Source organism: Pseudomonas sp. 91RF, from assembly GCF_003576265.1.
Taxonomy (GTDB): domain Bacteria; phylum Pseudomonadota; class Gammaproteobacteria; order Pseudomonadales; family Pseudomonadaceae; genus Aquipseudomonas; species Aquipseudomonas kribbensis.
Genome location: NZ_QWFC01000027.1, coordinates 1 through 23,816 on the forward strand (window position 1 = coordinate 1; position 23,816 = coordinate 23,816).

22 protein-coding genes and 1 pseudogene are annotated in these 23,816 nt (G+C 61.1%); 15 read left to right on the top strand and 8 right to left on the bottom strand.

What is annotated here, in order from left to right:
• On the bottom strand, window positions 1-303 hold a 303-nt coding region (locus DXT77_RS14170), incomplete at its 3' end, for a general secretion pathway protein GspC (RefSeq protein WP_119428062.1).
• A gap of 132 nt (window positions 304-435) precedes the next feature.
• On the opposite strand from DXT77_RS14170, the gene gspH reads away from it, so the two are divergent.
• Complete coding sequence (gene gspH / locus DXT77_RS14175; RefSeq protein WP_119428045.1) at window positions 436-888, top strand: type II secretion system minor pseudopilin GspH; 453 nt, start codon at window positions 436-438, stop codon at window positions 886-888.
• Window positions 885-1,493 carry a prepilin-type N-terminal cleavage/methylation domain-containing protein gene (locus DXT77_RS14180; protein ID WP_119428046.1) on the top strand — a complete coding sequence of 203 codons (609 nt, stop codon included), beginning with the start codon at window positions 885-887 and terminating at the stop codon, window positions 1,491-1,493. The genes gspH and DXT77_RS14180 overlap by 4 nt, the downstream gene beginning before the upstream one ends.
• Before the next feature lie 142 nt (window positions 1,494-1,635).
• Here DXT77_RS14180 and DXT77_RS14185 read toward each other — a convergent pair whose 3' ends face one another.
• Genes DXT77_RS14185 through DXT77_RS14195 form a run of 3 tightly spaced genes read right to left on the bottom strand, consistent with a single transcriptional unit; the run spans window position 1,636 to window position 3,843 of the window.
• A complete protein-coding gene (locus DXT77_RS14185) occupies window positions 1,636-2,574 on the bottom strand; it encodes a FecR family protein (RefSeq protein ID WP_119428063.1) in 939 nt (312 codons plus the stop codon).
• A 46-nt stretch (window positions 2,575-2,620) separates the two neighbouring features.
• Entirely contained in the window at window positions 2,621-3,172 is a 552-nt protein-coding gene (locus DXT77_RS14190; RefSeq protein ID WP_119428047.1) for an RNA polymerase sigma factor, read from the bottom strand.
• A complete protein-coding gene (locus DXT77_RS14195; protein ID WP_119428048.1) occupies window positions 3,169-3,843 on the bottom strand; it encodes an STN domain-containing protein in 675 nt (224 codons plus the stop codon). The genes DXT77_RS14190 and DXT77_RS14195 overlap by 4 nt, the downstream gene beginning before the upstream one ends.
• Window positions 3,844-4,038: 195 nt before the next feature.
• Here DXT77_RS14195 and DXT77_RS14200 point away from each other — a divergent pair, with 195 nt between their 5' ends.
• The gene (locus tag DXT77_RS14200; RefSeq protein WP_119428049.1) at window positions 4,039-4,353 is read left to right on the top strand and encodes a hypothetical protein; all 315 of its coding nucleotides are present in this window, start codon (window positions 4,039-4,041) and stop codon (window positions 4,351-4,353) included.
• 208 nt (window positions 4,354-4,561) lie between these two features.
• Here DXT77_RS14200 and DXT77_RS14205 read toward each other — a convergent pair whose 3' ends face one another.
• Window positions 4,562-5,005 (bottom strand): carboxymuconolactone decarboxylase family protein, encoded by a 444-nt coding sequence (locus tag DXT77_RS14205; RefSeq protein ID WP_119428050.1) that lies wholly within the window; start codon window positions 5,003-5,005, stop codon window positions 4,562-4,564.
• A gap of 311 nt (window positions 5,006-5,316) precedes the next feature.
• Between DXT77_RS14205 and DXT77_RS14210 the strand changes: the two genes are divergently transcribed.
• The 4 genes from DXT77_RS14210 (at window position 5,317) to DXT77_RS14225 (ending at window position 8,757) form a co-directional block, all read left to right on the top strand.
• Window positions 5,317-6,753 (top strand): PLP-dependent aminotransferase family protein, encoded by a 1,437-nt coding sequence (locus DXT77_RS14210; protein WP_119428051.1) that lies wholly within the window; start codon window positions 5,317-5,319, stop codon window positions 6,751-6,753.
• Window positions 6,754-6,873: 120 nt separating this feature from the next.
• Window positions 6,874-7,167: a putative quinol monooxygenase gene (locus DXT77_RS14215; protein ID WP_085711307.1), complete on the top strand. Its 294-nt coding sequence runs from the start codon at window positions 6,874-6,876 to the stop codon at window positions 7,165-7,167.
• Window positions 7,168-7,394: 227 nt separating this feature from the next.
• Window positions 7,395-7,796 (top strand): cupin domain-containing protein, encoded by a 402-nt coding sequence (locus tag DXT77_RS14220; protein WP_119428052.1) that lies wholly within the window; start codon window positions 7,395-7,397, stop codon window positions 7,794-7,796.
• A 241-nt stretch (window positions 7,797-8,037) separates the two neighbouring features.
• Entirely contained in the window at window positions 8,038-8,757 is a 720-nt protein-coding gene (locus DXT77_RS14225) for an ATPase (protein ID WP_119428053.1), read from the top strand.
• Between the two features lie 63 nt (window positions 8,758-8,820).
• Here DXT77_RS14225 and DXT77_RS14230 read toward each other — a convergent pair whose 3' ends face one another.
• Window positions 8,821-13,707, bottom strand: coding sequence for an NAD-glutamate dehydrogenase (locus tag DXT77_RS14230; protein ID WP_119428054.1), 4,887 nt, complete (start codon window positions 13,705-13,707; stop codon window positions 8,821-8,823).
• 516 nt (window positions 13,708-14,223) lie between these two features.
• Between DXT77_RS14230 and DXT77_RS14235 the strand changes: the two genes are divergently transcribed.
• The 7 genes from DXT77_RS14235 (at window position 14,224) to DXT77_RS14265 (ending at window position 21,692) form a co-directional block, all read left to right on the top strand.
• Complete coding sequence (locus tag DXT77_RS14235) at window positions 14,224-14,577, top strand: hypothetical protein (RefSeq protein WP_085711311.1); 354 nt, start codon at window positions 14,224-14,226, stop codon at window positions 14,575-14,577.
• A gap of 269 nt (window positions 14,578-14,846) precedes the next feature.
• Entirely contained in the window at window positions 14,847-15,806 is a 960-nt protein-coding gene (locus tag DXT77_RS14240; RefSeq protein WP_007913915.1) for a MoxR family ATPase, read from the top strand.
• Window positions 15,807-15,811: 5 nt separating this feature from the next.
• Window positions 15,812-16,756 carry a DUF58 domain-containing protein gene (locus DXT77_RS14245; RefSeq protein ID WP_085711312.1) on the top strand — a complete coding sequence of 315 codons (945 nt, stop codon included), beginning with the start codon at window positions 15,812-15,814 and terminating at the stop codon, window positions 16,754-16,756.
• Window positions 16,753-17,250, top strand: a complete 498-nt coding sequence (locus tag DXT77_RS14250) for a DUF4381 domain-containing protein (protein ID WP_119428055.1) — start codon at window positions 16,753-16,755, stop codon at window positions 17,248-17,250. Before DXT77_RS14245 ends, DXT77_RS14250 begins: the two co-directional genes overlap by 4 nt.
• Window positions 17,243-18,322 carry a VWA domain-containing protein gene (locus DXT77_RS14255; protein ID WP_119428056.1) on the top strand — a complete coding sequence of 360 codons (1,080 nt, stop codon included), beginning with the start codon at window positions 17,243-17,245 and terminating at the stop codon, window positions 18,320-18,322. Before DXT77_RS14250 ends, DXT77_RS14255 begins: the two co-directional genes overlap by 8 nt.
• A complete protein-coding gene (locus DXT77_RS14260; RefSeq protein ID WP_119428057.1) occupies window positions 18,319-20,055 on the top strand; it encodes a tetratricopeptide repeat protein in 1,737 nt (578 codons plus the stop codon). Before DXT77_RS14255 ends, DXT77_RS14260 begins: the two co-directional genes overlap by 4 nt.
• A complete protein-coding gene (locus DXT77_RS14265; RefSeq protein ID WP_119428058.1) occupies window positions 20,052-21,692 on the top strand; it encodes a BatD family protein in 1,641 nt (546 codons plus the stop codon). The genes DXT77_RS14260 and DXT77_RS14265 overlap by 4 nt, the downstream gene beginning before the upstream one ends.
• 128 nt (window positions 21,693-21,820) lie before the next feature.
• Here the strand turns inward: DXT77_RS14265 and DXT77_RS14270 are convergent, their stop codons facing one another.
• Both DXT77_RS14270 and DXT77_RS14275 read right to left on the bottom strand, forming a co-directional pair.
• Window positions 21,821-22,231 (bottom strand): hypothetical protein, encoded by a 411-nt coding sequence (locus DXT77_RS14270; RefSeq protein WP_119428059.1) that lies wholly within the window; start codon window positions 22,229-22,231, stop codon window positions 21,821-21,823.
• A gap of 547 nt (window positions 22,232-22,778) precedes the next feature.
• Window positions 22,779-23,033 (bottom strand): hypothetical protein, encoded by a 255-nt coding sequence (locus DXT77_RS14275; protein ID WP_119428060.1) that lies wholly within the window; start codon window positions 23,031-23,033, stop codon window positions 22,779-22,781.
• Window positions 23,034-23,524: 491 nt separating this feature from the next.
• On the opposite strand from DXT77_RS14275, the pseudogene DXT77_RS29915 reads away from it, so the two are divergent.
• Window positions 23,525-23,680 (top strand): annotated as a pseudogene (locus DXT77_RS29915) (IS4 family transposase); the annotation flags it as partial.
• Window positions 23,681-23,816: the final 136 nt, after the last annotated feature.

Below are 23,816 nucleotides of genomic sequence, written 5' to 3' on the forward strand. Positions count from 1 at the left end.
CACCCGCTCCCCCTGCAAAAAACTCCTCGGCGGCCCGTCGTTCAAACTCAAAATCGCCACCGCCCCACGACTCCCCGCCATCACGCCGCTGACCTTGATCTCCACCGGCGCCGTGCGGTTGGAAAACCACTGCAACGCAGGATTGTCGCTACGCGCCGCGAGCAGTTGCGGCGTGGCCGCCGGGGTGTGGGATTCGGCGGTGGTCAGGAGCAGGGATGACCAGGTGGCGATGCCGACCAGGGCGGCCAGCAGTGCGGCGGCCTGGATGATTTGGGGGGGTGAAAAGCGTGCGGTGAATCTCATGGGCTGAATCTCCTTTTAGTCCCGGTGACCAGACTACGCGGCAATTCTCACGGTTTTATTTCACACGCCTTACATGTTGGCCGTGCAGGATGGTTTTTTGGGACTGGCTGGACGCAAGGGAGTGCGCATTCGATGAACCGGTGCAGGCAGCAGGGTTTTACGCTGATCGAGTTGATGGTGGTGCTGGTGATCATCGGTATCGCCAGTGCGGCGATCAGTTTGAGTATCAAGCCCGATCCGTTGCAGTTGCTGCGCAAGGACGCCGAGCGCGTGGCGCAGTTGCTGCAGATTGCTCAGGCTGAGGCCCGTGCGGATGGCCGGCCGATTGCGTGGTTGAGCGATGGCAAGGGGTTTCGGTTCAGTCGGCGTAGCGACAGTGGTAAGGGTTTTGATCATTTCGATCGGGACCCGCAGTTGCGGCCGCGTCCCTGGCAGAGTCCGAAGCTGGAGGTGCGGTTGGAGCCGAAGCAGAAGCTAGTGCTGAACGCGGAGTGGATCAATCCGCCGCTGCAGTTGACGCTGTCTGACGGGCTCAATCGGTTGAGTGTGCTGCGCGATGCTTCGGGCCGGATTAGCGTGCAATGAACAGACAACAAGGTTTTACGCTGATCGAGGTGATGGTCGCGATTCTGTTGATGGCGGTGGTCAGTTTGATTGCCTGGAAGGGGCTGGACAGCGTCACGCGCGCCGACAAGCATTTGCAGGCCAGTGGTGAGCAGAGTGACAGCCTGTTGCGGGCGTTGAATCAGATGCAGCGGGATGTGGAGATGCGCGCCGGGATCGAGCTGACGGAGCCGAAGAAGGTCGGCACCGAGGATGAACCGGCGACTGCGCCGCCTGCCGTTACAGTGCGCAGCAGTGACAGCAAGGGGTTTCGGCTGGACATCATTCGTAGTGCGGCGGATCAACCGGGGGCGTTGCAGCGGGTGCGCTGGTGGCTCAAGGGGGACACGCTGTATCGCGCGGTGGCGCCGGCGCGCAGTCGGTATCCGTTGCCGGCGCCTACGGCTGGGGTGGCGGTTTTGGGTGAGGTGAGTGATTTGCAGGTGCGGGTTTGGGAGATGGACAAGGGGTGGCGGCAGTTGAGCGGGAATCGGCGGGAGGATCCGTTGGGGTTGGAGGTGCGGTTGACTCGGCAAACACCGCAAGGGCCGGAGAAGTATCGGCAGGTGATGGGGCCGTTGCAGTAGCGGCGGTCACTGTTGAACTTTGTGGGAGCCAGCCTGCTGGCGATGCGGTGGGTCAGGCAATGAGATGTCGGATGTGCTGCCCTCATCGCCAGCAGGCTGGCTCCCACAGGGGGTATGGGGTGTTTGTGGGTGTTGTGTTGGGTTAGCTGAGGACTACGACGCCACCCGGCAACTCGGTGCATTTGACGCCGTAGGCATCACGGATCAGTGCGCCTACGCCGGCCAGTTGGTCGAGGGAGAAACGTGCTTGTACGCGGCGCTGGCCGAGCTCCCGATTGAGCAGCAACAACATGCCCGGACGATAGCGGTTGATCTCGTCGATCATCTGACTGAGGGTCGTGCCGTTGAACACCAGTACCTGCTGACGCCAGTTCATCACCGCCGCCGTATCTACGCTTTGCACGGTGCCAACCTGCTGCGCGTCATAGGTCAATTGCTGGCCCGGTTCCAGGCGCAGACTTCGGCCTTCGACTTCCACGTCCACCGCGCCATCCAGGCACGTCACGCAAACCTGCTGATCAAGGTTGCGCAGGTTGAACCGCGCCCTGCTCGCCCGCAACCAACCGCCACCGGCCTGCATCGCCATCGGCAGCCGCGCGGTCTGCACTTCGACCTCTCCGCTGACCAGTTCAAAGCCCTGCACGCCTTCATCCACCGAACGCTGGTTGATGCGGGTCTGGGTGTTCAATTCCAGGCTCAAACCATCGGCCGGTTCGACCCGACGTTGCTGACCAACCTCGGTGATGTAATCGGCGCCGAGCCCGGAGAAGCCGCCCGGAATCGTGCCGCGCACCAGCAAGAACGCAGCCGACGCGGCAATCGCGCCGCCGAGAAACGCCCGGCGTCCAAACCGTCGTGGCGCCTGCATCGCTTCGGCCGCCGGTTGCAGCAGGTGCCACAACGCCTTGCACTCTTCGAAGGCGCGGGCGTGTTCGGGGCTTTGCGCGCACCACTGGCGCAGCGCTCGGGCGTCGGCGACCGTGGCGCCGCCGGAGGTCAGCAGGATCAGCCAGTCGCGGGCTTCGCTTTGCAGACGCTCGGCAGGCGTGGGCTCGGCAGGTGTCAGACGGAAGATGTTCAAAACGCACAGGTACTCGACGGGTTGATCGGGACACTCAATCGGAGCTTCATTCACTAGACGGTTTTCCGGCCCCGCGACCGAACCGCTGAAACACTTTTCTTTCCAGTTTGGCCGCGCAGTGTCCGAGGGCAGCCTTGATTTCCTTCTCGACCATGCGCGTGGAGATGCCGAAACGCTGGGAGATTTCCAGATGCGGCGCTTCTTCCAGGCGTGCGGCGATGAAGATCCGGCGACGTCGGGCCGGCAGCTCGTAGAGGGCGCTGAGCAGCGACTGGATTTCCTTTTGGCCGCCGACCACGCGCATCGGGTCCAGCACTTCGTCGCTGACTTGCAGCAGTTCTTCGACTTCGCTGCCGGTGAGCAGCCGCGCATCGGCCTGGCGGCGGTCGGCGGCGATGTTCAGGGCCATGCGATAGAGGTAGGCGTTGGGCCGCAGCAGGTTCGGCGGCGCTTCCATGCGGTCGACCCGCAGCCAGGTTTCTTGCAGCACGTCGTTGGCCAGGTCCTCCGAGCCGAGACGGCGTCGCAGGCGCACCCGAAAGTCCTCGTAGGACGTCAGGAACAGCTGGACCATCGAACTTTGTCCGGCGTCTTTCATCCCCCGGAAACTCCTTCCCATTGTGTGCATTCCATGCGCTTTCCTGACGATTCGGGTAACAACAGCAACGTGACTGGCTGGCGCAATGCGCCGGGTGTGGGCCGGTCGATTTTGAGCGTGTGAAAACTGTCTACCAGCGCTGTATCGCGCCGAACATCGCCGGTGGTGGTGACCAACCGGTTGTGCTGCACCACGCCGTCGCGACCGATCCACAGCTGCAACACCGCGCGAAAACTGCCGGGCCGGGTCAGCGGCGAACGGCACAGGTTGCGTTCGATAGCCGCCTGCACCGCCGTGGCGTAACTGCGGTTGACCGCGACGCTGGCGGGGGTCGGTTTCTCCGCCGGCAACGGCACGTCCTCGACTTGCGCAACCTGCAAGGTAAACGCGTCGTCGCGGCTGTACTTGGCCATCAGCCCACTGCCGCCGAGCATCCGGCGCAACGCTTCGGCGGCGGTGAATTCACCGTCCACCGCCAACGAGCGTCGACCGCGACTCAGCTGACTGTCAACCAGCACCGCCATGCCGGTGGCGCGGCTGAACTGATCGAGGGCGCGGGCCAGTTCCTGGGCCGGGATGTGCAGCGTCATGCGCATCGTCGCCGGCACCGGATCGGCGCTGGCGCGGCTCAGAAACAAGCCAAGCAGCAGCCCCAGACAGAGCTGGCGCATGAGCGCTGAGCGCACAACATCCTCCCTGGCACGGCCTCGCTGCACGGCTGATGCACCCCTGAAAACCGTCATCCTGAGGGCTGTTTATGAATCTGGTGTGACGGCCACTGCAAAAAAACCATCACGGGATCGACGCCGCCGTTGCACTAGACTCTTGAGCTAGAGCGGCCCCTTCGGGTCGGCCAGGAGGCACACATGAAATCACTGTGGACATTGGCGCTGAGCGGGTTGGTTTTGACGCTGTCGGGCGGCGTACATGCCGAGCAGGCAGTGGGTTGCGTCGAGGTGACCGTGGGCGGTTACAAGGCGCCGAATTACGACTGCCTGAGCCAGCAGATGGGCAACAACCCCGATGGCGCGGCGGCTGCGCAGAAGAATCAGGAAGCGATGAATGTGCCGATCAACAAGCGCCCGCCGAATCAGGTGGGGCTGGCGACGCCGGCGGCTACCAGTACACGGATGGGCAACACGTTTGGCACGTCGGTGAAACCGCAGCGGCCACCGAACTGAAGAGCGCAGCAAAGCATCCGTGGAGAGGCAGCTTGTCAGTCGCTATGACTCCCGTTTGCGACCTCGACAGCAAATACCCGGAATTGGCGTACGGGGCCTGTGGGAGCTAGCCTGCTAGCGATAGCGTCCTGCCAGTCACCATTGACGACGCGGAAAAACCGCCATCGCTAGCAGGCTAGCTCCCACAGGATTTTGTGCTTGGCATTGATCAATGGTCTGCGGGGATCTGCCGGAAGCTCACCGCCAGGCGGTTCCAGCTGTTGATGGTGCTGACAGCCATGGTCAGGTCCACCAGTTCGGTCTCGTTGAACTGCTCCCGCGCCTGCTGGTAAACATCGTCAGGCACCCGGCTATCCGCCAGCAGCGTCACTGCCTCGGTCCAGGCCAGTGCGGCCCGTTCGCGCAGGTTGAAGAAGCCGCTGTCGCGCCAGACCGCGATGGCGTACAGCCGCCGATCCGTCTCCCCTGCCCGCCGCGCTTCCACCGAATGCATGTCGGTGCAGAACGCGCAGCCGTTGAGTTGCGAGGCGCGAATCTTGATCAGGTGCAGCAGCGGCGGTTCGATGCTCAGGCTGCTGGTCAGCGCTTCCAGGGCAATCATCGCTTTCATGGCTTTGGGTGAAGCGCTGTAGTAATCCAGACGCGGGGACATGGGCGGGTCTCGGGCAGCAGAAGAGTGATTTCACGGTAAGCGCTGGCCGACCAGCATTACAGCCCCAATTGCACGGAAAACCGCTACACCACTGATTAATACCAAACACAAAACCTTGTGGGAGCTAGCCTGCTAGCGATGGCGCTTTGTCTGCATCATCAATGGTGAGTGACAGGACGCTATCGCGAGCAGGCTCGCTCCCACATTGGATCGGGGCCAATTTTGGGTATTTGTGATGCGCAACTACTGTCGACAGCGCATTCGGGAGTAATCTGGCCGGCACACTCAATTTCCCGGAGAGCCCCGTCGGTATGGAACTTCATGTCGTGATCAACGGCCGCAAGGATCTGGCCTGTCAGTTGTACCAGCAACTGCGCGGCGCCATTGAATCCGGGCGTCTGGCCGCCGGCACGCAGCTGCCGCCCAGCCGCTTGCTCGCCGAGCAACTGGGGATTTCGCGCAAGACCATTTCCGACACTTACGCGCAGCTGACTTACGAAAACTTCCTCACCGGCGTCATCGGCAAAGGCACCTACGTCAACGCCCGCTCGACACCGGTGCAGCGCAAGCAAAGTCATTCCGAACTGGCCAGTTCCGAGGTGATCGAGAGCTGGTGCAACCTGCCGGTGTTCCTGCGCCATCCGACGCTGGAAGGCTCGCTGCGTTACGACTTCATCGGCGGCGCCACCAGCAAGGGCCAGTTCCCCCACGATGACTGGCGCCGCTGTGTCTCCCACGCCATGCGGCAAATGGCGGGGTCCAAGGGCTTCTACAGCGTGGCGGAAGGCTTGCCGGCGCTGCGCAATGCGATTGCCCGGCACATCGCGTTTTCCCGTGGGGTGAACTGTCAGGACGAGGACATCGTGGTGTGCAACGGCGCGCAACAGGCGCTGGACTTGATCGCCCGGGTGCTGCTGCGCCCCGGCAGTCTGGTGGCGATGGAAGATCCGGGTTATCCGCCGGCGCGGCTGTTGTTCGGCACTCACGGCGCCACCGTGGTCGGGGTGCCGGTGGATGCGGAAGGAATTCAGGTCGAGCACATTCCCGACGGCACCCGGTTGATCTACGTGACGCCGTCGCACCAGTTCCCGCTGGGCATGCCGATGAGCCACGCGCGGCGCGAGGCCTTGCTGGCCCGGGCCTACGAGCTCGGCGCGATCATCATCGAGGACGACTATGACAGCGAATTCCGCTACGAGGGCCGGCCGACGGATTCGCTGCACAACCTCGATCAGCGCGGCATCGTCGCCTACGTCGGCACCTTCTCGAAAACCCTGCTGCCGGAGCTGCGGCTGGGCTACGCAATCCTGCCGCCAGCAATCCTCGAAGCGGTGATCCGTGCCAAGCAGCTCACCGACCTGCACGCCTCCACCCTGCCGCAATGGGCGCTGGCCAAGTTCATCGCCGAGGGTTGCCTGCTCAAGCACATTCGCCGCTGCCACACCGTTTACGCCCAGCGCCGCGAGCGGATCCTGGCGCGCATGGCGACCGACCTGTCGCCGTGGCTGGAGGCCGTGCCGGCCAGCGCGGGCTTTCATATGGCGGTGTTCTGCCGGGTGCCGATCGACTTGCCGCTGGTGATTGAACTGGCGAAAAAGGTCGAAGTCGGCCTGTACGCCATCGACGGCTTCTATTACCAGCAGCCGGCCAGAAGCGGAATGTACTTCGGCTTCGGCGCTATCGAGACCTTGGACATCGATATCGCGCTGGATCGCCTGCGCGACATTCTGCAACAGGTCGCCGGGTAGATTGGTCTAACGGATTACCCGCCGATTGGTTATTGGTGATCCGGGGGTGCAGGCCTATTCTGCACAGGCGTTATCCCTCAATGAGCAGGATTCGTCCGGCCTGATTCAGGAGTGTGAGCAATGTCCAACGAAGTGATCAACACCGTACAGGTGCAGGCTGCGGCCGGCCGCTCCGAGGAGCTGGGCAGGCAGTTGCAGAAGATCGTCGAAACCCTTCGCGAAACGCCGGGCTGTGATTCCTATCTCGTCGACCGCTGCCCCGACGACAGCCACCGCTGGACGGTCAGTGCTCGTTGGCAGTCGGAGGCGGCGATGCAGGCGCACTTCAACCGGCCTGAGGCGCAGGGGTTTATTGATTTGATCGATAGTCGACTGGCCAATAGCGTGGATTTCAACTCGTTTCCTATCGTTTGACCTTAAAGGCCCCATCGCGAGCAGGCTCGCTCCCACAGTTTCTATGTCGTTCATATGATCTGTGAACAACACAACACTTGTGGGAGCGAGCCTGCTCGCGATTGCGTATTTGGCAGCACTGAAATACTTGGATTGGTCACCTGATCTTCCCGAATATTGGCCGTTTGAATGCATCACGTCGCGGACTACTGTGAAAGCCGACTCCCCCACTTCACAGGTGACCCGCCATGAAACTCCTGCCCATTTTCGCTGCCGCTCTCGCCCTGTCTGTTTCTGCCGCCGCCATGGCCCACGATGCCTCCGAAAAGGTCTCGGTCCTGCAGGACCAAATGCTGAAAAACGTCCCCGGCAAGAAAGCCATGATGATCGAAGTCGACTACAAACCCGGCCAGTCCTCCATCGCCCACAAACACGACGGCACCGCCATGGCCTATGTGCTCGAAGGCGAAGTGACGTCCCAGGTCAAGGGTGAACAAGCGATCACCTACAAGAAAGGCCAGTTCTGGTACGAACCGGCAGGCTCCGAACATCTGGTGTCGAAAAACGCCAGCCAAACCAAACCTGCCAAGTTGCTGGTGTTCATGGTGCTGTCGCCGGACGAGCAAGTGCTGATCCCATTGAAAAACTGATGGTTGTTTAACCAGCCATAAATAAAAGGTGCAAATTGTTGATTTGCGCCTTTTTTATTTCCCGTGGCAATTAATCAAAAACCCTTACAGCCAATAAAACTATTGCATGACAGTCATTCAGCAAATTGTCAGGTTGTTTTCAGTTTGGCGGGAGTAGTCTGAGGCAACTGTCGCCGGTTCTATTTAATGAACCCCGACATTCCTGACTTTCCGACTGAAGTTGCTTCACGGGAGACTCACCATGAAACTTGCCTTTGCCAGTACGTTGGCGATATCGGTTTTAGCGTTGTCCGCCTGTTCAGTTCCTACCGCCCCCAAAGCGGTTTCCTCCCTCGACACACTGTTCACCCAACCCGTCGGGCGCAGCAGCGCCGCTCAGGTGAAAAGCGGCCCCGCTGTCTCGCTGGGCGTCGTCTACAGCCCGAGCACCCAGACCAACCGCGAATACCTGCGCGAGTATCAGGCCAACGCCGGCACTGGTTTCGGCCAGAGTTTATTGGTGCAGCCGATCCATGACGCCTACGTCGCCACCTCGAAACCGGACATGGCGGTGGACTGGGTGAAAGCCTCGCTGCAACGCCAGTTCGGCTCGGTCACGGTGTACCCGGACATGCAGAGCCTGCGTGCGGCGAATCCGGATGTGGTGGCGATCGTCGATACTCACAGCCAGTTGATTACCTCGCGCAGTTCGGACATCAAGGCCGATGTGAGTGCGGACTTTTATGACGGGAAGTTGAACTATATCGGGACGGCCAAAGGGTCCGAGGCGAAAGAATTGACGCCGGTGTGGGCGGACTTCAAGCGTTCGGAGGAGATAGTTGCGGATATTAATCAGCAGCAGGAAGTTCAGGTTCGGGCATTGCAGAAGTTTGACCAGTCGCTCAGTAATTTACTGACCAGACCGACAGATAAAGTGTCGATGCTTGATAACAAACAAGGACATAACTTGCAGTTACGATAAAACCATCAGGCAAAAAAAGCCCCCGCATCTCACAATGCGGGGGCTTTTTCATTCAACGGCTACTCAAGCAAGCTCAAGCTCCGCCGTCGCCGCAGCAGGCACGACCGCCTGACCGCTCAGCGCCACGTCGTTCAGCTCACGGTTGGCCACCGCGTACATGGCGTAGTCGGTGCCGCTGGCGGCACGGATTTCCACCAGCATGGCGCGCCAGCGCTGGATCATCGCGTCGTGTTGCGCCATCCACAGCCCCAGACGCTCTTCGACGTCCAGGTTGCCGCCGCCCGCTTGCAGAACGGCGATGGTGATCGCGCGTTGCTGCCAGTCGACGTCGTCGCGGAACGCTTCACGGGCCAGGGCCTGCCAGTTGTTTTCAACCGGCAAGGCGCTGATCTGCGAGATGTACCAGGTGATGTCCAGCGCGCTGCCCACGGCGAAGTACGCCTTGGCCACTTCGGCCGGATCCTGGCCAGTCACGTCGGCCGCTTCGATGATCGGCAGCAGCGTGTAGAGGTGGGTCGTACCCGCCACCATACGCGCCAGCAATTCCGGTACACCGGCAGCCACGTAAGCCTGATAACGCTCCTGCCAGTTTTCACGGATTTCGCCGCTCAGCAGTTCGTCCAGCTTCAGGCCCAGCTCCTTCAGGTGCGGACCGAAATGCGCGACGTCACGGGCGGCGTTCTGCTCGTTGCGACGGGCACGCAGGAACCAGCGCGTAGCGCGACGGCCCAGACGCATCAGCTCGTCCATCAGCTCCAGTTGCACGTCAGCGGAAACCTGATAGTCCAGGGCTTCAATCTGACGGAACCAGTGCGGGAGGTGGAAGATGTCACGCACGATCACGTAAGCGCCTGCCACGTTCGCCGGAGTCATGCCGGTGGACTCTTTGAGTCGCTGAACGAAGGTGATGCCCATGTGGTTGACCAGATCGTTGGCGATCTGGGTGCTGACGATCTCGCGCTTCAGACGGTGACGACGCATGGCATCGGCGAACTTGCTGACCAGGCTCGGCGGGAACGCGGTTTCCATGTCGCGGGTCAGGTAGTCGTCGTCCGGCACCAGCGAGTCCAGCAGCTGCTGCTTGAGGTCGATCTTGCTGTACGAGATCAGAACCGACAGTTCCGGACGCGTCAGGCCCTTACCGGTCGCGGCGCGCTCGGTGAGCTGTTCCTCGGTCGGCAGGTACTCGATGGCGCGGTCCAGCTTGCCACGGCCTTCCAGGTCGCTCATCAGGCGTTTGTACTCGGCGGCACGCTCGTAGGCACGGCGGGCAGCCAGGGACAGGGCCTGGGTCTGCTTGTAGTTGTTGCCCAGCACCAGACCACCGACTTCGTCGGTCATGCTCGCCAGCAACTGATCGCGTTGCTTGCCGGTCATGTCGCCGGCCTGAACCACTTCGTTCAGCAGGATCTTGATGTTCACTTCGTGGTCGGAGCAGTCCACGCCACCGGCGTTGTCGATGAAGTCGGTGTTGGAACCGCCGCCATTGAGACCGAACTCCACACGACCCAGTTGAGTCATGCCGAGGTTACCGCCCTCGCCCACTACCTTGCAGCGCAGCTCGTTGCCGTTCACGCGCAGTGCATCGTTGGCCTTGTCGCCGACATCGGCGTGGCTTTCGCTGCTGGCCTTGACGTAAGTACCGATACCGCCGTTCCACAGCAGATCCACCGGCGCCTTGAGCAAGGCGTTCAGCAGCTCGGTCGGGGTCAGCTTGTCGGCCTGGATGTCGAAGCGCTCTTTCATCTGTGGCGAGATGGCAATGCTCTTCGCGCTGCGCGAGAAGATACCGCCGCCTTCGGACATGATGCTGGTGTCGTAGTCGGACCATGCCGAACGCGGCAGGTCGAACATGCGCTGACGCTCGACGAAGCTGGTGGCCGGGTTCGGGTTCGGGTCGATGAAGATGTGCATGTGGTTGAACGCGGCAACCAATTGCAGCTTGTCGGACATCAACAGACCGTTACCGAATACATCACCGGCCATGTCGCCGATGCCGACCACGGTCACGCTGTCTTCCTGGACATTGATGCCGCGCTCGCGGAAGTGACGCTGTACGCCGACCCACGCGCCCTTGGCGGTGATGCCCATCTTCTTGTGGTCGTAACCGGCCGAACCACCGGACGCAAACGCGTCACCCAGCCAGAAGCCGTAGTCGATGGCGATGCCGTTGGCGATGTCGGAGAAGGTTGCAGTGCCCTTGTCCGCCGCGACCACCAGGTACGGGTCATCATCGTCATGACGCACGACGTTGACCGGCGGAACCAGCTTGCCGTCCTTCAGGTTGTCGGTGATGTCCAGCAGACCCGAGATGAAGATGCGGTAGCAGGCGATGCCCTCGGCCGCGATCTCGTCACGGCTGCCGCCCAGTGGCAGGCGACGCGGCAGGAAGCCGCCCTTCGCGCCCACCGGCACGATGACCGAGTTCTTCACTTGCTGGGCTTTTACCAGGCCCAGGACTTCGGTACGGAAGTCTTCTTCACGGTCGGACCAGCGCAGACCACCACGGGCGACGTTGCCGAAGCGCAGGTGCACGCCTTCGACGCGTGGCGAGTAAACGAAGATTTCGAACTTTGGAACCGGCTTCGGCAGCTCAGGGATCAAGTGCGGGTTGAACTTGAAGCTGAAGTACGACTTGTTCTGGCCGTTGGCGTCGGTCTGGTAGAAGTTGGTACGCAGGGTCGCTTTGATCAGGTCCAGGTAACGACGCAGGATGCGGTCTTCGTTGAGGACTTGAACGTCGTCCAGCGCGGTCAGGATCGCTTGTTCCAGACGCAGTTGCTTGTCGTCCAGATCATCGCTGCCCAGTTTGCGCGCCAGGTAGAAGCGGGTCTTGAACAACCGGGTCAGTTCGCGAGCGATGTCGGTGTGGTTGTTCAGGGTGCTGGCGATGTAGCCAAGGTCGAAGCCCAGACGGATCTGCTTCAGGTAGCGAGCGTAGGCACGCAGCAGCGCGACGTCGCGCCATGGCAGGCCGGCGGTCAGCACCAGACGGTTGAACGCATCGTTTTCGGCGTCGCCGCGCACGATGTGGACGAACGCGTCCTGCAGGGTGTCATTGAGCTGCTGGATGTCCAGGTCCATGCCTTCGGCGGCAGTGAACGCAAAGTCGTGGATCCAGAACTCGCGACCGTTGTTGTGACGCAGGCGATACGGGAACTCGCCCAGCACGCGCAGGCCGAGGTTTTCCAGGATCGGCAGCACGTCGGACAGGGCCAGCGGGGTATCGGCGTGATACAGCTTGCAGTGCAGCTCGCGCGGGCCGGAGGCCAGCGGCTGGTAGAAGCTCATGGCCAGCGGCTTCTTCTCGCTCAGGTTGAGCAGGTGCTGCATGTCGACCACGGCCGAGTGTGCAGCGAAACGCTCGCGGTAACCGGCCGGGAAGCCTTTAGGGAAGTCCGCCAGCACGTTGGTGCCGTTGGCTTCGCCGAAAGTTTCGACGGTCAGTGCGGCGTAATCGTCCTGCCAGCTGCGGCAAGCCTGGATGACTTCGTTTTCCAGTTGCAGCGGGTCGATGTCGATGCGGTTTTTCGGGTCGACGCGCAGGATCAGCTGCACGCGGGCCAGCACGGACTCGGAGAAGAAGGTCCAGAACTCGCAGTCGGTCGCCTTCAGGCGCTCCATCAGCACTTGCTGGATTTTCTGGCGAACTTCGGTGGAGTAGATGTCGCGCGGCACGTAGGCCAGGCAGTAGCAGAAACGACCGTACGGGTCTTTGCGCAGGAACACGCGGATCTTGTTGCGTTCCTGGATCTGCACGATCGACATCACGGTGCTGAACAGTTCGTCGACCGGAGTCTGGAACAGGTCGTCACGCGGCAGCACTTCCAGAACCTGGGCCAGTTCCTTGCCCAGGTGAGCCTTGGCCTGGAAGCCGGAGCGACGCTCGATCTCTTCGACCTTGCGGCGGATGAACGGGATGACACGTACGCTTTCGCCATACACCGACGAGGTGTACAGGCCCATGAAGCGGTGTTCCTTGATGACTTTGCCGTCGGCGTCGATTTCACGGATCGACACGTAGTCCGGGTAGGCCGGACGGTGTACGCGGCTCGGGTGTGCAGCCTTGGCGAACGACAGCAGGGTCGGTTCGCGCAGGTAGTTCACGGCGTAGTCTTCGATGTGGCGGTCTTCGTTGGTCAGACCGGTGCGCAGCAGCTTGGTCAGGCCGAGGAACGAATTCTGGTCGTATTCGATGTGGCCGCCATCGGCCTGATCGACCACGGTGAATTCTTCGTAGCCGAGGAAGGTGAAGTGGTTGCCCACCAGCCATTCCAGGAAGCTCTTGATTTCGTTCTTCTCGCCGGCATCGACGGCAAATGCGCTGTTATCGAGCTTGGTGAGGATTTCCTGCACCTTGGCCTTCATCGGCTCGAAATCGGCGACCGCGACGCGGACTTCACCCAGAACCTGTTCCAGTTCCTTGCTCAGCACATTCAGTTCGGCCGCGTTGGCGCAGCGGTCGATTTCCAGGTACATCAGCGACTCGTGCAGGATGCCTTCGCCGGTGGTGCCCTTCGGCAGGATTTCCAGCAGTTCGCCCTTGCTGCCACGACGCACGCTGAGCACGGTGGTCTGCAGGGTGTGGATGCTGTAGCCCCGGCGGTTCAGCTCGGTACGCACCGAGTCCACCAGGAACGGCAGGTCGTGGTGCAGCACTTCGACCGCGGTGTGGGTCGACTGCCAGCCGTGACGTTCGTAATCGGGGTTGTAGACGCGCACTTGCGGTTGCGCGTGATCGAAGCGCTCAAGCAGGCGCCACGCAGAAAGAGTACAGCCAGCGAGGTCGGAGAGGCGACGTTGGGTCAGCTCGTCCAGGGAAATGATGCCGAAGAATTGTTCAGCGAACAGCGCCACTTGTGGCAGTGCCTGTTCACTGATGTGCTGCGCCAGTGCCGCTTGCAGTTGGTGCTGGAAGTCGGCTTTGCTGGCTGCGGTGAAGAACGCCATCTGTGGTACTCCGCTTGGGCTTGTTATTGATGGAAAGCGTCGCGTACAAAACCCCTTTCGGGGCGTTCCGTCGCCCTGCTCCTGAATCTCGGGCAGAGGAAACAGGGTGACAGGTGGGTGAAGCTGGACGAGACACTCAGGTCACATTCACCTTCCATGAATGGGCATCTGCAAAAACGACTGCCGGGCGCCGCTCGCGGGGCCATGGCAATGCCTTTACGGGTGCTCATCCGTTGCGCAGCTTAATGGGTGCGACAATGTGTCTGCTTGCGGTGCTGCGACATATTCGGTCATTGGCACGTAAACCCGGGCAGGCGCATCGGTAAACACTAGCATTCATGGGGCGAAACGCCGGTCTGAATCCCCGGTTTTACGGTACAGGCGTGCCAGAAATGACCATTGACCTGTGTCGCGTTCACGACACATCCTCTGACACTCTCACATGCAGAAATTCCCGGGGGCTGGCAGAATCGCGCCCAATTGCGACCAACAAGCCCGCCGAGGCAGGAATTCCCCATGCAAATGACTACCGCCCTTTTGATCGTCAACCCGTGCGACGACGAAGAAGACAACATGGCCATGCTCTGCTGCCACAGCGACAAGGGCGAAATGTTTCTGATGAGCCGCTATCCGGACGAGGATGAGCTGGAGATCACGCTGGATGGCGAGCCGTCCACTCTCGACGGCGTGAAGGTCACCCTGACCAAGACCCTGCTGAAGATCGAAATCGCGGCGGCGGATGCCGATGCGCTGAACGGCGATGATGTGCTGGAAATCACCTACAACCCGGACATGGTGGATCTGGCCGAGGTCGAGGAAACCCTGAAGAACATTCTTGACGGTACTGGCACCTTTATCAGCCAGATTTGATGTTGGCTTGACGGCCCTTTCGCGAGCAGGCTCGCTCCCACACTGACGGGTGTACGCCGTTCAAATGTGGGAGCGAGCCTGCTCGCGATGAGGCCCGAAAGAACACCGCACCTCCCTCGCCCTACAAATTTCCAACAATTGCCCCGGTCATTTCCCGCACTTTGCGCAAAATGCCGTTAGTCGCCACCCCCTGCGATGGATTAAAGTAACGCCCCCAGCCCCGGCGTTATCCGAACGCCTGTGGCCACCCTTTCCAGGAACAGTCATCGATGGAACATCGTGAAGCGCTGCTGGCGCTGCGAACCTTTCTTTCAACGCAGATTCTCGGCCAGGAAAAACTCATCGAGCGCTTGCTCATCGCCCTGCTCGCCGACGGCCACATGCTGGTCGAGGGCGCTCCGGGTCTGGCCAAGACCAAAGCGATCAAAGAACTCGCCGAGGGCATCGAAGCCCAGTTCCATCGCATCCAGTTCACCCCGGACCTGCTGCCTGCCGACATCACCGGCACCGAGATCTATCGCCCGGAGACCGGCAGTTTCGTGTTCCAGCAAGGCCCGATCTTCCACAACCTGGTGCTGGCGGACGAAATCAACCGTGCCCCCGCCAAAGTGCAATCGGCGCTGCTCGAAGCCATGGCCGAGCGTCAGGTCAGTGTCGGGCGCAGCACCTATGAGCTGTCGCCGCTGTTTCTGGTGATGGCCACGCAGAACCCGATCGAGCAGGAAGGCACCTATCCGCTGCCTGAAGCGCAGCTCGACCGCTTTCTGATGCACGTGAAAATCGGTTTCCCGGACGCCGCCGTCGAACGCCGGATCCTGCAACAGGCCCGGGGCGAAGCCCTGAACGGCGAGACCAAACCCGAGCGCCGGGTCAGCCAGCAAGCGATTTTCGCCGCGCGCAAGGAAATCCTCGGTCTGTACATGGCGGATGCAGTGGAGGAATACCTCGTGCAACTGGTGATGGCCACGCGCAACCCGGCCAAGTTCGACCCGGAAATGGCCGAGTGGATTGCCTACGGCGCAAGCCCCCGTGGCTCCATCGCCCTCGACCGCTGCGCCCGCGCCCACGCCTGGCTGGCCGGTCGCGACTTCGTCAGCCCGGAAGACATCCAGGCGGTGCTGTTCGACGTATTGCGTCACCGCATCATTCTGTCGTTCGAGGCCGAGGCCGCCGGCATCGATCAGGATCGGGTGGTGCAACGGATTCTCGACGTCGTAGCCGTCGCTTGACCCCCATGAACGCCTCCCTGCCGTCCGAACCCGGTATCCGCATCTCCCTCGCCGAATTGATCGAGATGCGCCACCGCGTGCGCGAAGTGCAGCTGTTTTCCACACCGAGCCAGCGCAGCCCGCTGATCGGCCTGCATCACTCGAAATTCCGCGGTCGTGGCGTCGACTTCGATCAGGTGCGGGTCTATCAGGCCGGCGACGACGTGCGCACCATCGACTGGCGCGTCACCGCACGGACTCAGGAGCCGCACACCAAGCTGTTCCATGAAGAACGCGAGCGGCCGATTTTCATCATGGTCGAGCAAAGCACGCGGCTGTTTTTCGGCTCCGGGCTGATGTTCAAATCGGTACTCGCGGCGCAAGCGGCGGCGCTGATCGGCTGGGCTGCGCTGGGCCACAACGATCGGGTCGGCGGACTGGTGTTCGGCGACAACGAGCATTACGAAATCAAGCCGCGCCGCAGCAAGCAGAGCCTGCTGCAACTGCTCAACCGCTTGGTGAAGGTCAATCAGTCGCTGCACAGCGAGCGGGAACCGGATCGCGATGCGTTTGGCGTCGCCCTGCGCCGGGCCCGCGAAGTATTGCGTCCGGGCAGTCTGGTGATCGTGATCTGTGACGAGCGCGCCCTGAGCGACAGCGCCGAGCAGCAACTGAGCCTGCTGTCGCGCCATTGCGATCTGCTGATGCTGCCGCTGTCCGATCCGCTGGACCACGCCCTGCCCGCCGCCGGGCTGCTGCGATTCGCCGAGCGCGGTGCGCAACTGGAACTCGACACGCTGAACTTTGACCTGCGCCAGACCTATCGCGCCCAGGCCGAAGCGCGCATCGCTCGCTGGGAATTGCTCGCGCAGAAACTGCGGGTGTTACTGATGCCCCTCAGCACCCAGAGCGAAATGGTCGAGCAGATGCGCGAGTTCCTCAACCCGCAGCGTCCGGGGAACGTTCGATGAACGGCCTCGAACAACTGCAACCGCTGATTTCCCCGCCACCGATCGCCTTCTGGCCTCCGGCGCCGGGCTGGTGGTTGCTGCTTTTGCTGCTGCCTCTGATCGGCTACGCGTTGTGGCGTCTGCGCCGTTTCATTCCGATCAAGAAAAAACCCGTCGTGCGCACCGAGATACCACTCGATCCGGTGCGCATCGCCGCGCTCGCAGAGCTGGCGCAAATGGTCAAACCCTACGACGGCGCACCGGCTGGCGCGTGGCTGCAGCAGCTCAATGGCCTGCTCAAACGTCTGTGCCGCAACCATTACCCCTACAGCCAGAGCCACACCCTCAACGGGCGCAAGTGGCTGGCGTTCCTCGACAACCGTTGCCCTGCCGCCGGCCTGACTCGTTGGATGGTACTCGTCGAGGGTGCGTACAAACCCGAATGCAAACTCGACGACAAGGCCATCGCCGGCCTGACGCAAGCCGTCGATACGTGGATCCGCAAGCATGTTTGAGTTCGCCTGGCCGTGGATCTTTGTGCTGTTGCCGCTGCCGTGGCTGATGCGCCTCGTGCTGCCGGTGGCCGACAGTGGCGAGCCGGCGTTGAAAGTGAGCTTTCTCGGTGATCTGGAAGGCCTCGCCCGCCGCCGTGCCCGGGCCAATCTGCCGGCCTGGCGCCAGCAGGCGCCGTTCATGCTGCTGTGGTTGTTGCTGCTGATCGCTGCCGCCCGCCCGCAATGGCTCGGTGAGCCGCTGCCGATTGCCGCCAGCGGTCGCGATCTGCTGGTGGCAGTGGACGTGTCCGGTTCGATGGACTTTCCCGACATGCAGTGGAACGACGAAGACGTCAGTCGCCTGTCGCTGGTCCAGCATTTGCTCGGTGATTTTCTGGAAAGCCGCGATGGTGACCGGGTCGGTTTGATCCTGTTCGGCAGCCAGGCTTACCTGCAAGCACCGCTGACGTTTGATCGACGCACCGTGCGCGTATGGCTCGACGAAGCGCGGATCGGCATCGCCGGCAAGAACACCGCCATCGGCGACGCCATCGGTCTGGCGCTGAAACGCCTGCGCATGCGCCCGGCGCAGAGCCGCGTGCTGATTCTGGTCACCGACGGTGCCAACAATGGCGGCGAAATCGAGCCGCTGACCGCCGCAAAACTGGCGGCCAACGAAGGCGTGAAAATTTATCCGATCGGCATCGGTGCCGATCCCGAAGAGAACGGCGCCACGGCGCTGCTCGGCGGCAACCCGACCCTCGACCTCGACGAGCCGGCACTCAAGGCCATCGCCGACGCTACCGGCGGACGCTACTTCCGCGCCCGCGACGGCAAGGAACTGCAAGCGATCAAGGACACCCTCGACCAACTGGAGCCGGTGGCCCAGCAGCCGACCCAGGCGCGCCCGGCCCAAGCGTTGTATCAATGGCCGCTGGCATTGGCGTTGCTGTTGAGCATGTTGCTGGTCGCCCGTGAATTGTGGCCGGACAACCCGTTGCAACGCCTGTTCACCAAGGAGCTGTATCTGCAAAGCCCCCTGCCTGACTGGCGCGAGCGCCTCAAGCGCCTGCGTTTGCGGAGGCGCCGATGATCGCGCTCTGGCCGCACTGGTTCCGTCCGTGGTGGTTGCTGCTGTTGCCGCTGCTCGGCTGGCTGATCTGGCAGCTCTGGCACCGGCAGAAACGCGCCGGACGCTGGCAGATGATTCTGCCGCCGGCGTTCCATGCCGCGTTGCTCAGCGGCGGCAGCGGTCGCGACAGCAAGTTGCCGTGGGTTGCGTTGGGCGTTGCATGGTTGCTGACGATCCTGGCGCTGCTCGGGCCGAGCTGGGAGCGGGTCGAACAGACCAGCCAGAAACCGGCGGATCCATTGGTGGTGGTGCTGGAGCTGACCCCGGAAATGCTCGCCACCGACTCGCCGCCGACCCGTCTGGAACAGGGCCGGCGCAAACTGTTCGATCTGCTCAAAGCACGCAGCGATGCGCAGACCGCCATCGTCGTTTACGCGGGCAGTGCCCACACGCTGGTGCCGCTGTCGGATGATCTGGCGACCAGCCGCAATCTGCTCGATGCCCTCAAGCCGTCGCTGATGCCGGAGAGCGGCCATCGCGCCGACCTCGCCGTGAGCAAGGCGCTGACGTTGCTGGAACAAGGGGCGCTGGGTCAGGGCCGCATTCTGCTGATCGGTTCTTCGCTGTCCGATGAAGAGCGCCAAGGCATTCGCCGCGCACTGAGCGGGCAATCGGCGCAGCTGCTGATGCTCGGCATCGGTACCGCCGAGGGCGCGCCGATTGCTCAGGAGGACGGCAGTTTCCTCAAGGACGCCCAGGGTGCGATCCGCGTGCCGCAACTCGACAGTCCCGGTCTCGGCGCCTTCCTCAATTCAGTGGGTGGCGAGTACCACAGCGCGCGGCTGGATGAATCGGACTTGCGCAGTCTCGGCCTGCTCGATGGCCCGCGCAGCTTGCGCAATGATGGCCAGACCCTGCGCCTCGATACCTGGGCCGATCAGGGTTACTGGCTGCTGTTGCCGTTGTTGCTGCTTGCCGCCTGTGCCGGGCGCCGTGGCTGGTTGTTCTGTCTGCCGCTGCTCTTCTGCCTGCCGCAACCGAGCTACGCTTTCAATTTCGAAGACCTGTGGCTGCGCCCCGACCAACAGGGTTTGCATCTGTTGAAACTGAAGCGTCCGGCCGAGGCCGCGCAGCACTTCGAAGACCACCAATGGCAAGGGCTGGCGTTGTACGAGGCCGGCGATTACAGTGGCGCCGCCGAGCGTTTCGCCGAGGGCAGCGATGCCCGCGCCCACTACAATCGTGGCAACGCCCTGGCGAAAAGCGGTGAGCTGGAAGCGGCGATCGACGCCTATGAACAGGCCCTGGAATTGCAGCCGGACTTGCGCCCGGCGCTGACCAACAAGGCACTGGTGGAGAACCTGCTCAAGCAGAAAAACACCCCGCCGCCCGCCGAGCCCGAGAAGCAACCGACGCAGCAAAACGTGCCGGGCGACGAACCGCCGCCCGCCACCGCGCCGCCACCGACGATCAAGAATGACGCGCAAAGTGAGGCCCAGCCTGCAGAGTCAGCGAGTGAACCGCCGCCGACCACTCCGCCACAGCCAGGCCCCAACGAATTGCCGGACAGCGCGCCGGACACGGAACAAAACACGGCCCCGACGCTGAGTCCCGGCGAGGACAACCTCGAAGGCGAGCAGCGTCAGGCACTGGAACAATGGCTGGGCAAGATCCCGGACGATCCGGGCGAACTGCTGCGACGCAAATTCTGGTACGAACAGCAACAACATCAGGATCAGGAAAACACTCGATGACCCGTTTCACCGCTCTCTTGCTACCCCTGCTGATCTGCACGGCCACCGCTCAGGCGGCCGAGCTGACGGCCAGTGTGGATCGCAGTCGCCTGAACTCCGGCGAGACGGTGGAACTCACCCTCGAATCCAACGATGTCACGCAGTTCGGCAAGCCTGATCTGACCCCGCTGGAACCGCTGTTCGAAGTGCGCGGCACGCGTCAGGTCAACCAGTTGAACACGCTCAACAACGAGAACCGCGCCACCACCCGCTGGATCATCACCTTGTTGCCGAAACAGAACGGCAGCGTTGAGATTCCGTCATTGAAACTGGGTGAAAGCCAGAGCCAGCCGATCACCGTGCAGGTGGTGGAAAGCGACGTCACCGAAGAAAAGAACGTGCTCGACCCGGTGTTCATCGAGTCCAGCCTCGACCAGAGCAGCGTCTATGTGCAGGCCCAGGCCGTCCTGACCCTGCGCATCTACCATTCGGTGTCGCTGTACGACGACAGCAGCGTCACGCCGTTGCAGATCACCGATGCGCGGGTCGAACAGCTGGGGGATACACGCACCTACGAAAAAGACATCAACGGCGTGCGGCATGGCGTGATCGAAATGCGCTATGCGATCTTCCCGCAGCACAGCGGTTTGCTGACCATCACCCCGCAAACCTTCAGCGCCACACGGGTGGACACCCAGCCTGCCAAAGACGCCAACGCACAGGGTCCGAAACCGGGCAAAGTGTTGCGAGTGACCTCTACGGAAATCCCGCTGACGGTCAAACCCAAACCCATCACTTATCCGGCCGACGCGCCGTGGCTACCGGCACGCAGCCTGAGCCTCAGCGAAAGCTGGAACCCGGAACCGGATCACACCCAGGTCGGCGACTCCCTGACCCGCAGCCTGACCCTCAAGGTCGAAGGCCTGGCCAGTTCGCAACTGCCCGCCCTGCCGGCCACCGAGGCCAACGGCCTGCGTCGCTACCCGGACCAACCGGTGCTCAACAACCAGAGCAGCGAGCGTGGCCTGATCGGCAGCCGCGAAGAGCGCGAAGCCCTGGTGCCGAGCCGCAGCGGTTCGATCGAACTGCCGACCGTGGACGTGGTGTGGTGGAACACCTTCGAAGATCACCTGGAACACACCAGCCTGCCGGCCCGCACCCTGCAAGTGGTGACCAACCCGAGCCTGCAGGTCGACACCCCCGCCGGCAGCGCGCAATCCTTCAACACCGCCGACAGCGAAGCGCTGTGGTGGTGGAAACTCAGCACGCTGATCCTCGCCTGCACCACCCTCCTCGGCTTCGGCCTCTGGTGGCGCGCCCGCTGGCAACCGGCAATCCTGCGCGCCGCACAAACCGGCCCGAGCCCGCGCACCCTGCTCGACGACATCAAACGCGCCAGCCAGGCCAACGACCCGCAAGCCACCCGCCAGGCCCTCGACGCCTGGGCCCGTCAGCAGCCGGAAACCCTGGCGGATATGGCAGCGCGTTTTGTGCCGCTGTCGGATGCGCTTGATGGGCTGAACGGCGCGCTGTACAGCGAGACCGGGCAGCATTGGCAGGGTGAGGATTTGTGGCGGGCGATTCGCACGATTCCGACGGCGGAGCGGGTGCAGGATCCGGTGGGTGATAGTGGGTTGCCGCCGCTTTATCCGAAGTAACTCAGAAAAAATAAAAAATGGGACGTAAAAAAGGGAACGGATTTACTAATTCAAATAAATCAGTTGCCTTTTGATTTAAATAAATCTGCCCCACCTTTTGACTACTAAATGCCCCTCCTTGCCCATTATTACAAAGTTACTAAATCTATCTCGCCAGAATCCTTAGGACGCTGAAGAAGGCGTTTCCAGTTTTCAATGACTATGCGCCACTCAACTAATGAAAAATGACTTTCCGGCTGTCCTATCCAGTCATCGTTGACCAAAATATCCACTTGTACACCTGAGGCGTCCATATTCAGCAGCACATCATTCCCGCCTTCAATGATGGAGGTTTCCAAACCTCTTTCGATAGTTCCGATGGACTCAATAATCCGATCACAACATGCGGGGGTTTGAGCTATCGCAGTTAGCACTCCGCAGACGTACCGTTCATACCGCTCTGCTCCTGCTTGCCCCGGCAAGGTTTCAGCAGAGGCGTAATACACGTGTACTAAAACAGGATGAGGTCCGCCATATCTGTAGAAAAATTTTAGCTTCATTTTCTGACCTTATTTGTGGCTACGGTATGTAAACAGGATAAGGGAAAAGGGACAGCCATTAGCCGGTCTCAAGTAAAGGTTAAAAGCCACCACGCCCTGCAGTTCTCAACTGCAGGGTTTGCTCCGCAACTCAACCTGATCGGTTGAACCCATCGAACCCGTTTCCTCTTCATTGGCTACGACCGAGTCGTGCCAGACACCCATTTGGATCAAGCGGTTACGATAAGACAAGCACCGCCCTGGCAGTTAACTGCCCCAGAGAAACGTTGGTGCCGCCAGTGCGTCCAAAACGTGTCACAGAACTGTGGCTCGTGCAAAACACACGTCCAATCCCGGCTGGCTCACCTGGCAGACGACCCGGTTACAACACACTCAGGCGGTGATGGTCGGTCGCCACTCAGATTTAGTGGTTCGAGCCCAGTCCCTTTTTGGTTGGCCGACCATCACCTGATTCACGCTTGAGGCAAAACAGCGTCTGGCATCAAAAGCTACCCCTTCTTAAGAACTAGACAGTCATCCAACAGGTCTTCAGGCGCTCCGACTGACATCACTCATAAACGCTCGCCGCCGACAGAATCTTGGCAAAGGTCTTCCAGCTAGGTTGCAGAACCTCTGAGTCCCCAGAGTTAAGGACATATCCCTCAATAGAATTAACCCAGGCTTCCATTGCATCCAGGTACCTTTCCAGGGTCGGGTTCTCCCACTCATCAGGCTGTTGCAACAGTGCTTCACGAAACACATGAAGAAATTTTGCAAAATCTTCTCTGCTTTGTATTTTTTCTACTTGGTCGTCGAGGTCCATAGGTGTCCTACTTACAAATATCACGAACACAAATGATCACACCTTTGTTCAGCGTGGTCATTTTCTTTTTAACCTCCTTTCGGATGTCTGCCGCTGTTGCCGGAACGATTTTAATCGGGACCCCAGCTGCCGATGCGGCAAGCAACCTACGATTATCAAGGCTATAGATCAAACCGTCCTTCTCGAACACCCTGATCGGGGGAATCTCAGACGGCGAGCGAAAAAATGGGACAGATGTGAATGGCACTTACTTAACAGCTAACCAATTGAGCTGAAAGCAAAAAATGAAGAAGGGCTGGCCTTGGTCTACGGTGATAGTTGCGAACACACACCAGAAAACCAAGGACACAGCCCACATGGATCGTAGACGCCAAATTCTTCAGCATCAACAGCAACGTTTCCGCCGCCATGCTTCGAACTGTGATGCTTATGCGTTTTTCAATCTGCTCACGGCTCCCGAGTTGCTGCAGCGTGTCGAGTCGGTGCTGCCAGTGCTGATCGCGCAAAAACGCGTTGGAAATCGACCTGGTCGCATCGAACCGCGAGCCATAAAACGAAGACCTCAGGCCTATCCCTTGCTGACCCAGTCACGCCGGTCAGCAAGGGCTGATGTGAAGAAAAACGGGCACGCTAAACATGTTAAGTAAGTGCCATTCAAATCTGAGAATCATCTGGCCGGCCTCCCCACCTCACGGAGGTGGCGCAAAATTCAAGGTGCGAACTTAGTCTTTTGCGTAGGAGGCCGTGATGAAATTCTGTGGCATAGACCTGCATTCGAACAAC

What these genes read in the sequence shown, in the direction of transcription:
- DXT77_RS14255 (WP_119428056.1), top strand. Translation starts at nt 17,243, where the DNA reads ATGTTTGAGTTCGCCTGGCCGTGGATCTTTGTGCTGTTGCCGCTGCCG.
- DXT77_RS14240 (WP_007913915.1), top strand. Translation starts at nt 14,847, where the DNA reads ATGGAACATCGTGAAGCGCTGCTGGCGCTGCGAACCTTTCTTTCAACG.
- DXT77_RS14190 (WP_119428047.1), bottom strand. Translation starts at nt 3,172, where the DNA reads ATGAAAGACGCCGGACAAAGTTCGATGGTCCAGCTGTTCCTGACGTCC.
- gspH (WP_119428045.1), top strand. Translation starts at nt 436, where the DNA reads ATGAACCGGTGCAGGCAGCAGGGTTTTACGCTGATCGAGTTGATGGTG.
- DXT77_RS14270 (WP_119428059.1), bottom strand. Translation starts at nt 22,231, where the DNA reads ATGAAGCTAAAATTTTTCTACAGATATGGCGGACCTCATCCTGTTTTA.
- DXT77_RS14215 (WP_085711307.1), top strand. Translation starts at nt 6,874, where the DNA reads ATGTCCAACGAAGTGATCAACACCGTACAGGTGCAGGCTGCGGCCGGC.
- DXT77_RS14195 (WP_119428048.1), bottom strand. Translation starts at nt 3,843, where the DNA reads ATGCGCCAGCTCTGTCTGGGGCTGCTGCTTGGCTTGTTTCTGAGCCGC.
- DXT77_RS14230 (WP_119428054.1), bottom strand. Translation starts at nt 13,707, where the DNA reads ATGGCGTTCTTCACCGCAGCCAGCAAAGCCGACTTCCAGCACCAACTG.
- DXT77_RS14210 (WP_119428051.1), top strand. Translation starts at nt 5,317, where the DNA reads ATGGAACTTCATGTCGTGATCAACGGCCGCAAGGATCTGGCCTGTCAG.
- DXT77_RS14250 (WP_119428055.1), top strand. Translation starts at nt 16,753, where the DNA reads ATGAACGGCCTCGAACAACTGCAACCGCTGATTTCCCCGCCACCGATC.
- DXT77_RS14200 (WP_119428049.1), top strand. Translation starts at nt 4,039, where the DNA reads ATGAAATCACTGTGGACATTGGCGCTGAGCGGGTTGGTTTTGACGCTG.
- DXT77_RS14260 (WP_119428057.1), top strand. Translation starts at nt 18,319, where the DNA reads ATGATCGCGCTCTGGCCGCACTGGTTCCGTCCGTGGTGGTTGCTGCTG.
- DXT77_RS14245 (WP_085711312.1), top strand. Translation starts at nt 15,812, where the DNA reads ATGAACGCCTCCCTGCCGTCCGAACCCGGTATCCGCATCTCCCTCGCC.
- DXT77_RS14180 (WP_119428046.1), top strand. Translation starts at nt 885, where the DNA reads ATGAACAGACAACAAGGTTTTACGCTGATCGAGGTGATGGTCGCGATT.
- DXT77_RS14265 (WP_119428058.1), top strand. Translation starts at nt 20,052, where the DNA reads ATGACCCGTTTCACCGCTCTCTTGCTACCCCTGCTGATCTGCACGGCC.
- DXT77_RS14220 (WP_119428052.1), top strand. Translation starts at nt 7,395, where the DNA reads ATGAAACTCCTGCCCATTTTCGCTGCCGCTCTCGCCCTGTCTGTTTCT.
- DXT77_RS14235 (WP_085711311.1), top strand. Translation starts at nt 14,224, where the DNA reads ATGCAAATGACTACCGCCCTTTTGATCGTCAACCCGTGCGACGACGAA.
- DXT77_RS14205 (WP_119428050.1), bottom strand. Translation starts at nt 5,005, where the DNA reads ATGTCCCCGCGTCTGGATTACTACAGCGCTTCACCCAAAGCCATGAAA.
- DXT77_RS14225 (WP_119428053.1), top strand. Translation starts at nt 8,038, where the DNA reads ATGAAACTTGCCTTTGCCAGTACGTTGGCGATATCGGTTTTAGCGTTG.
- DXT77_RS14275 (WP_119428060.1), bottom strand. Translation starts at nt 23,033, where the DNA reads ATGGACCTCGACGACCAAGTAGAAAAAATACAAAGCAGAGAAGATTTT.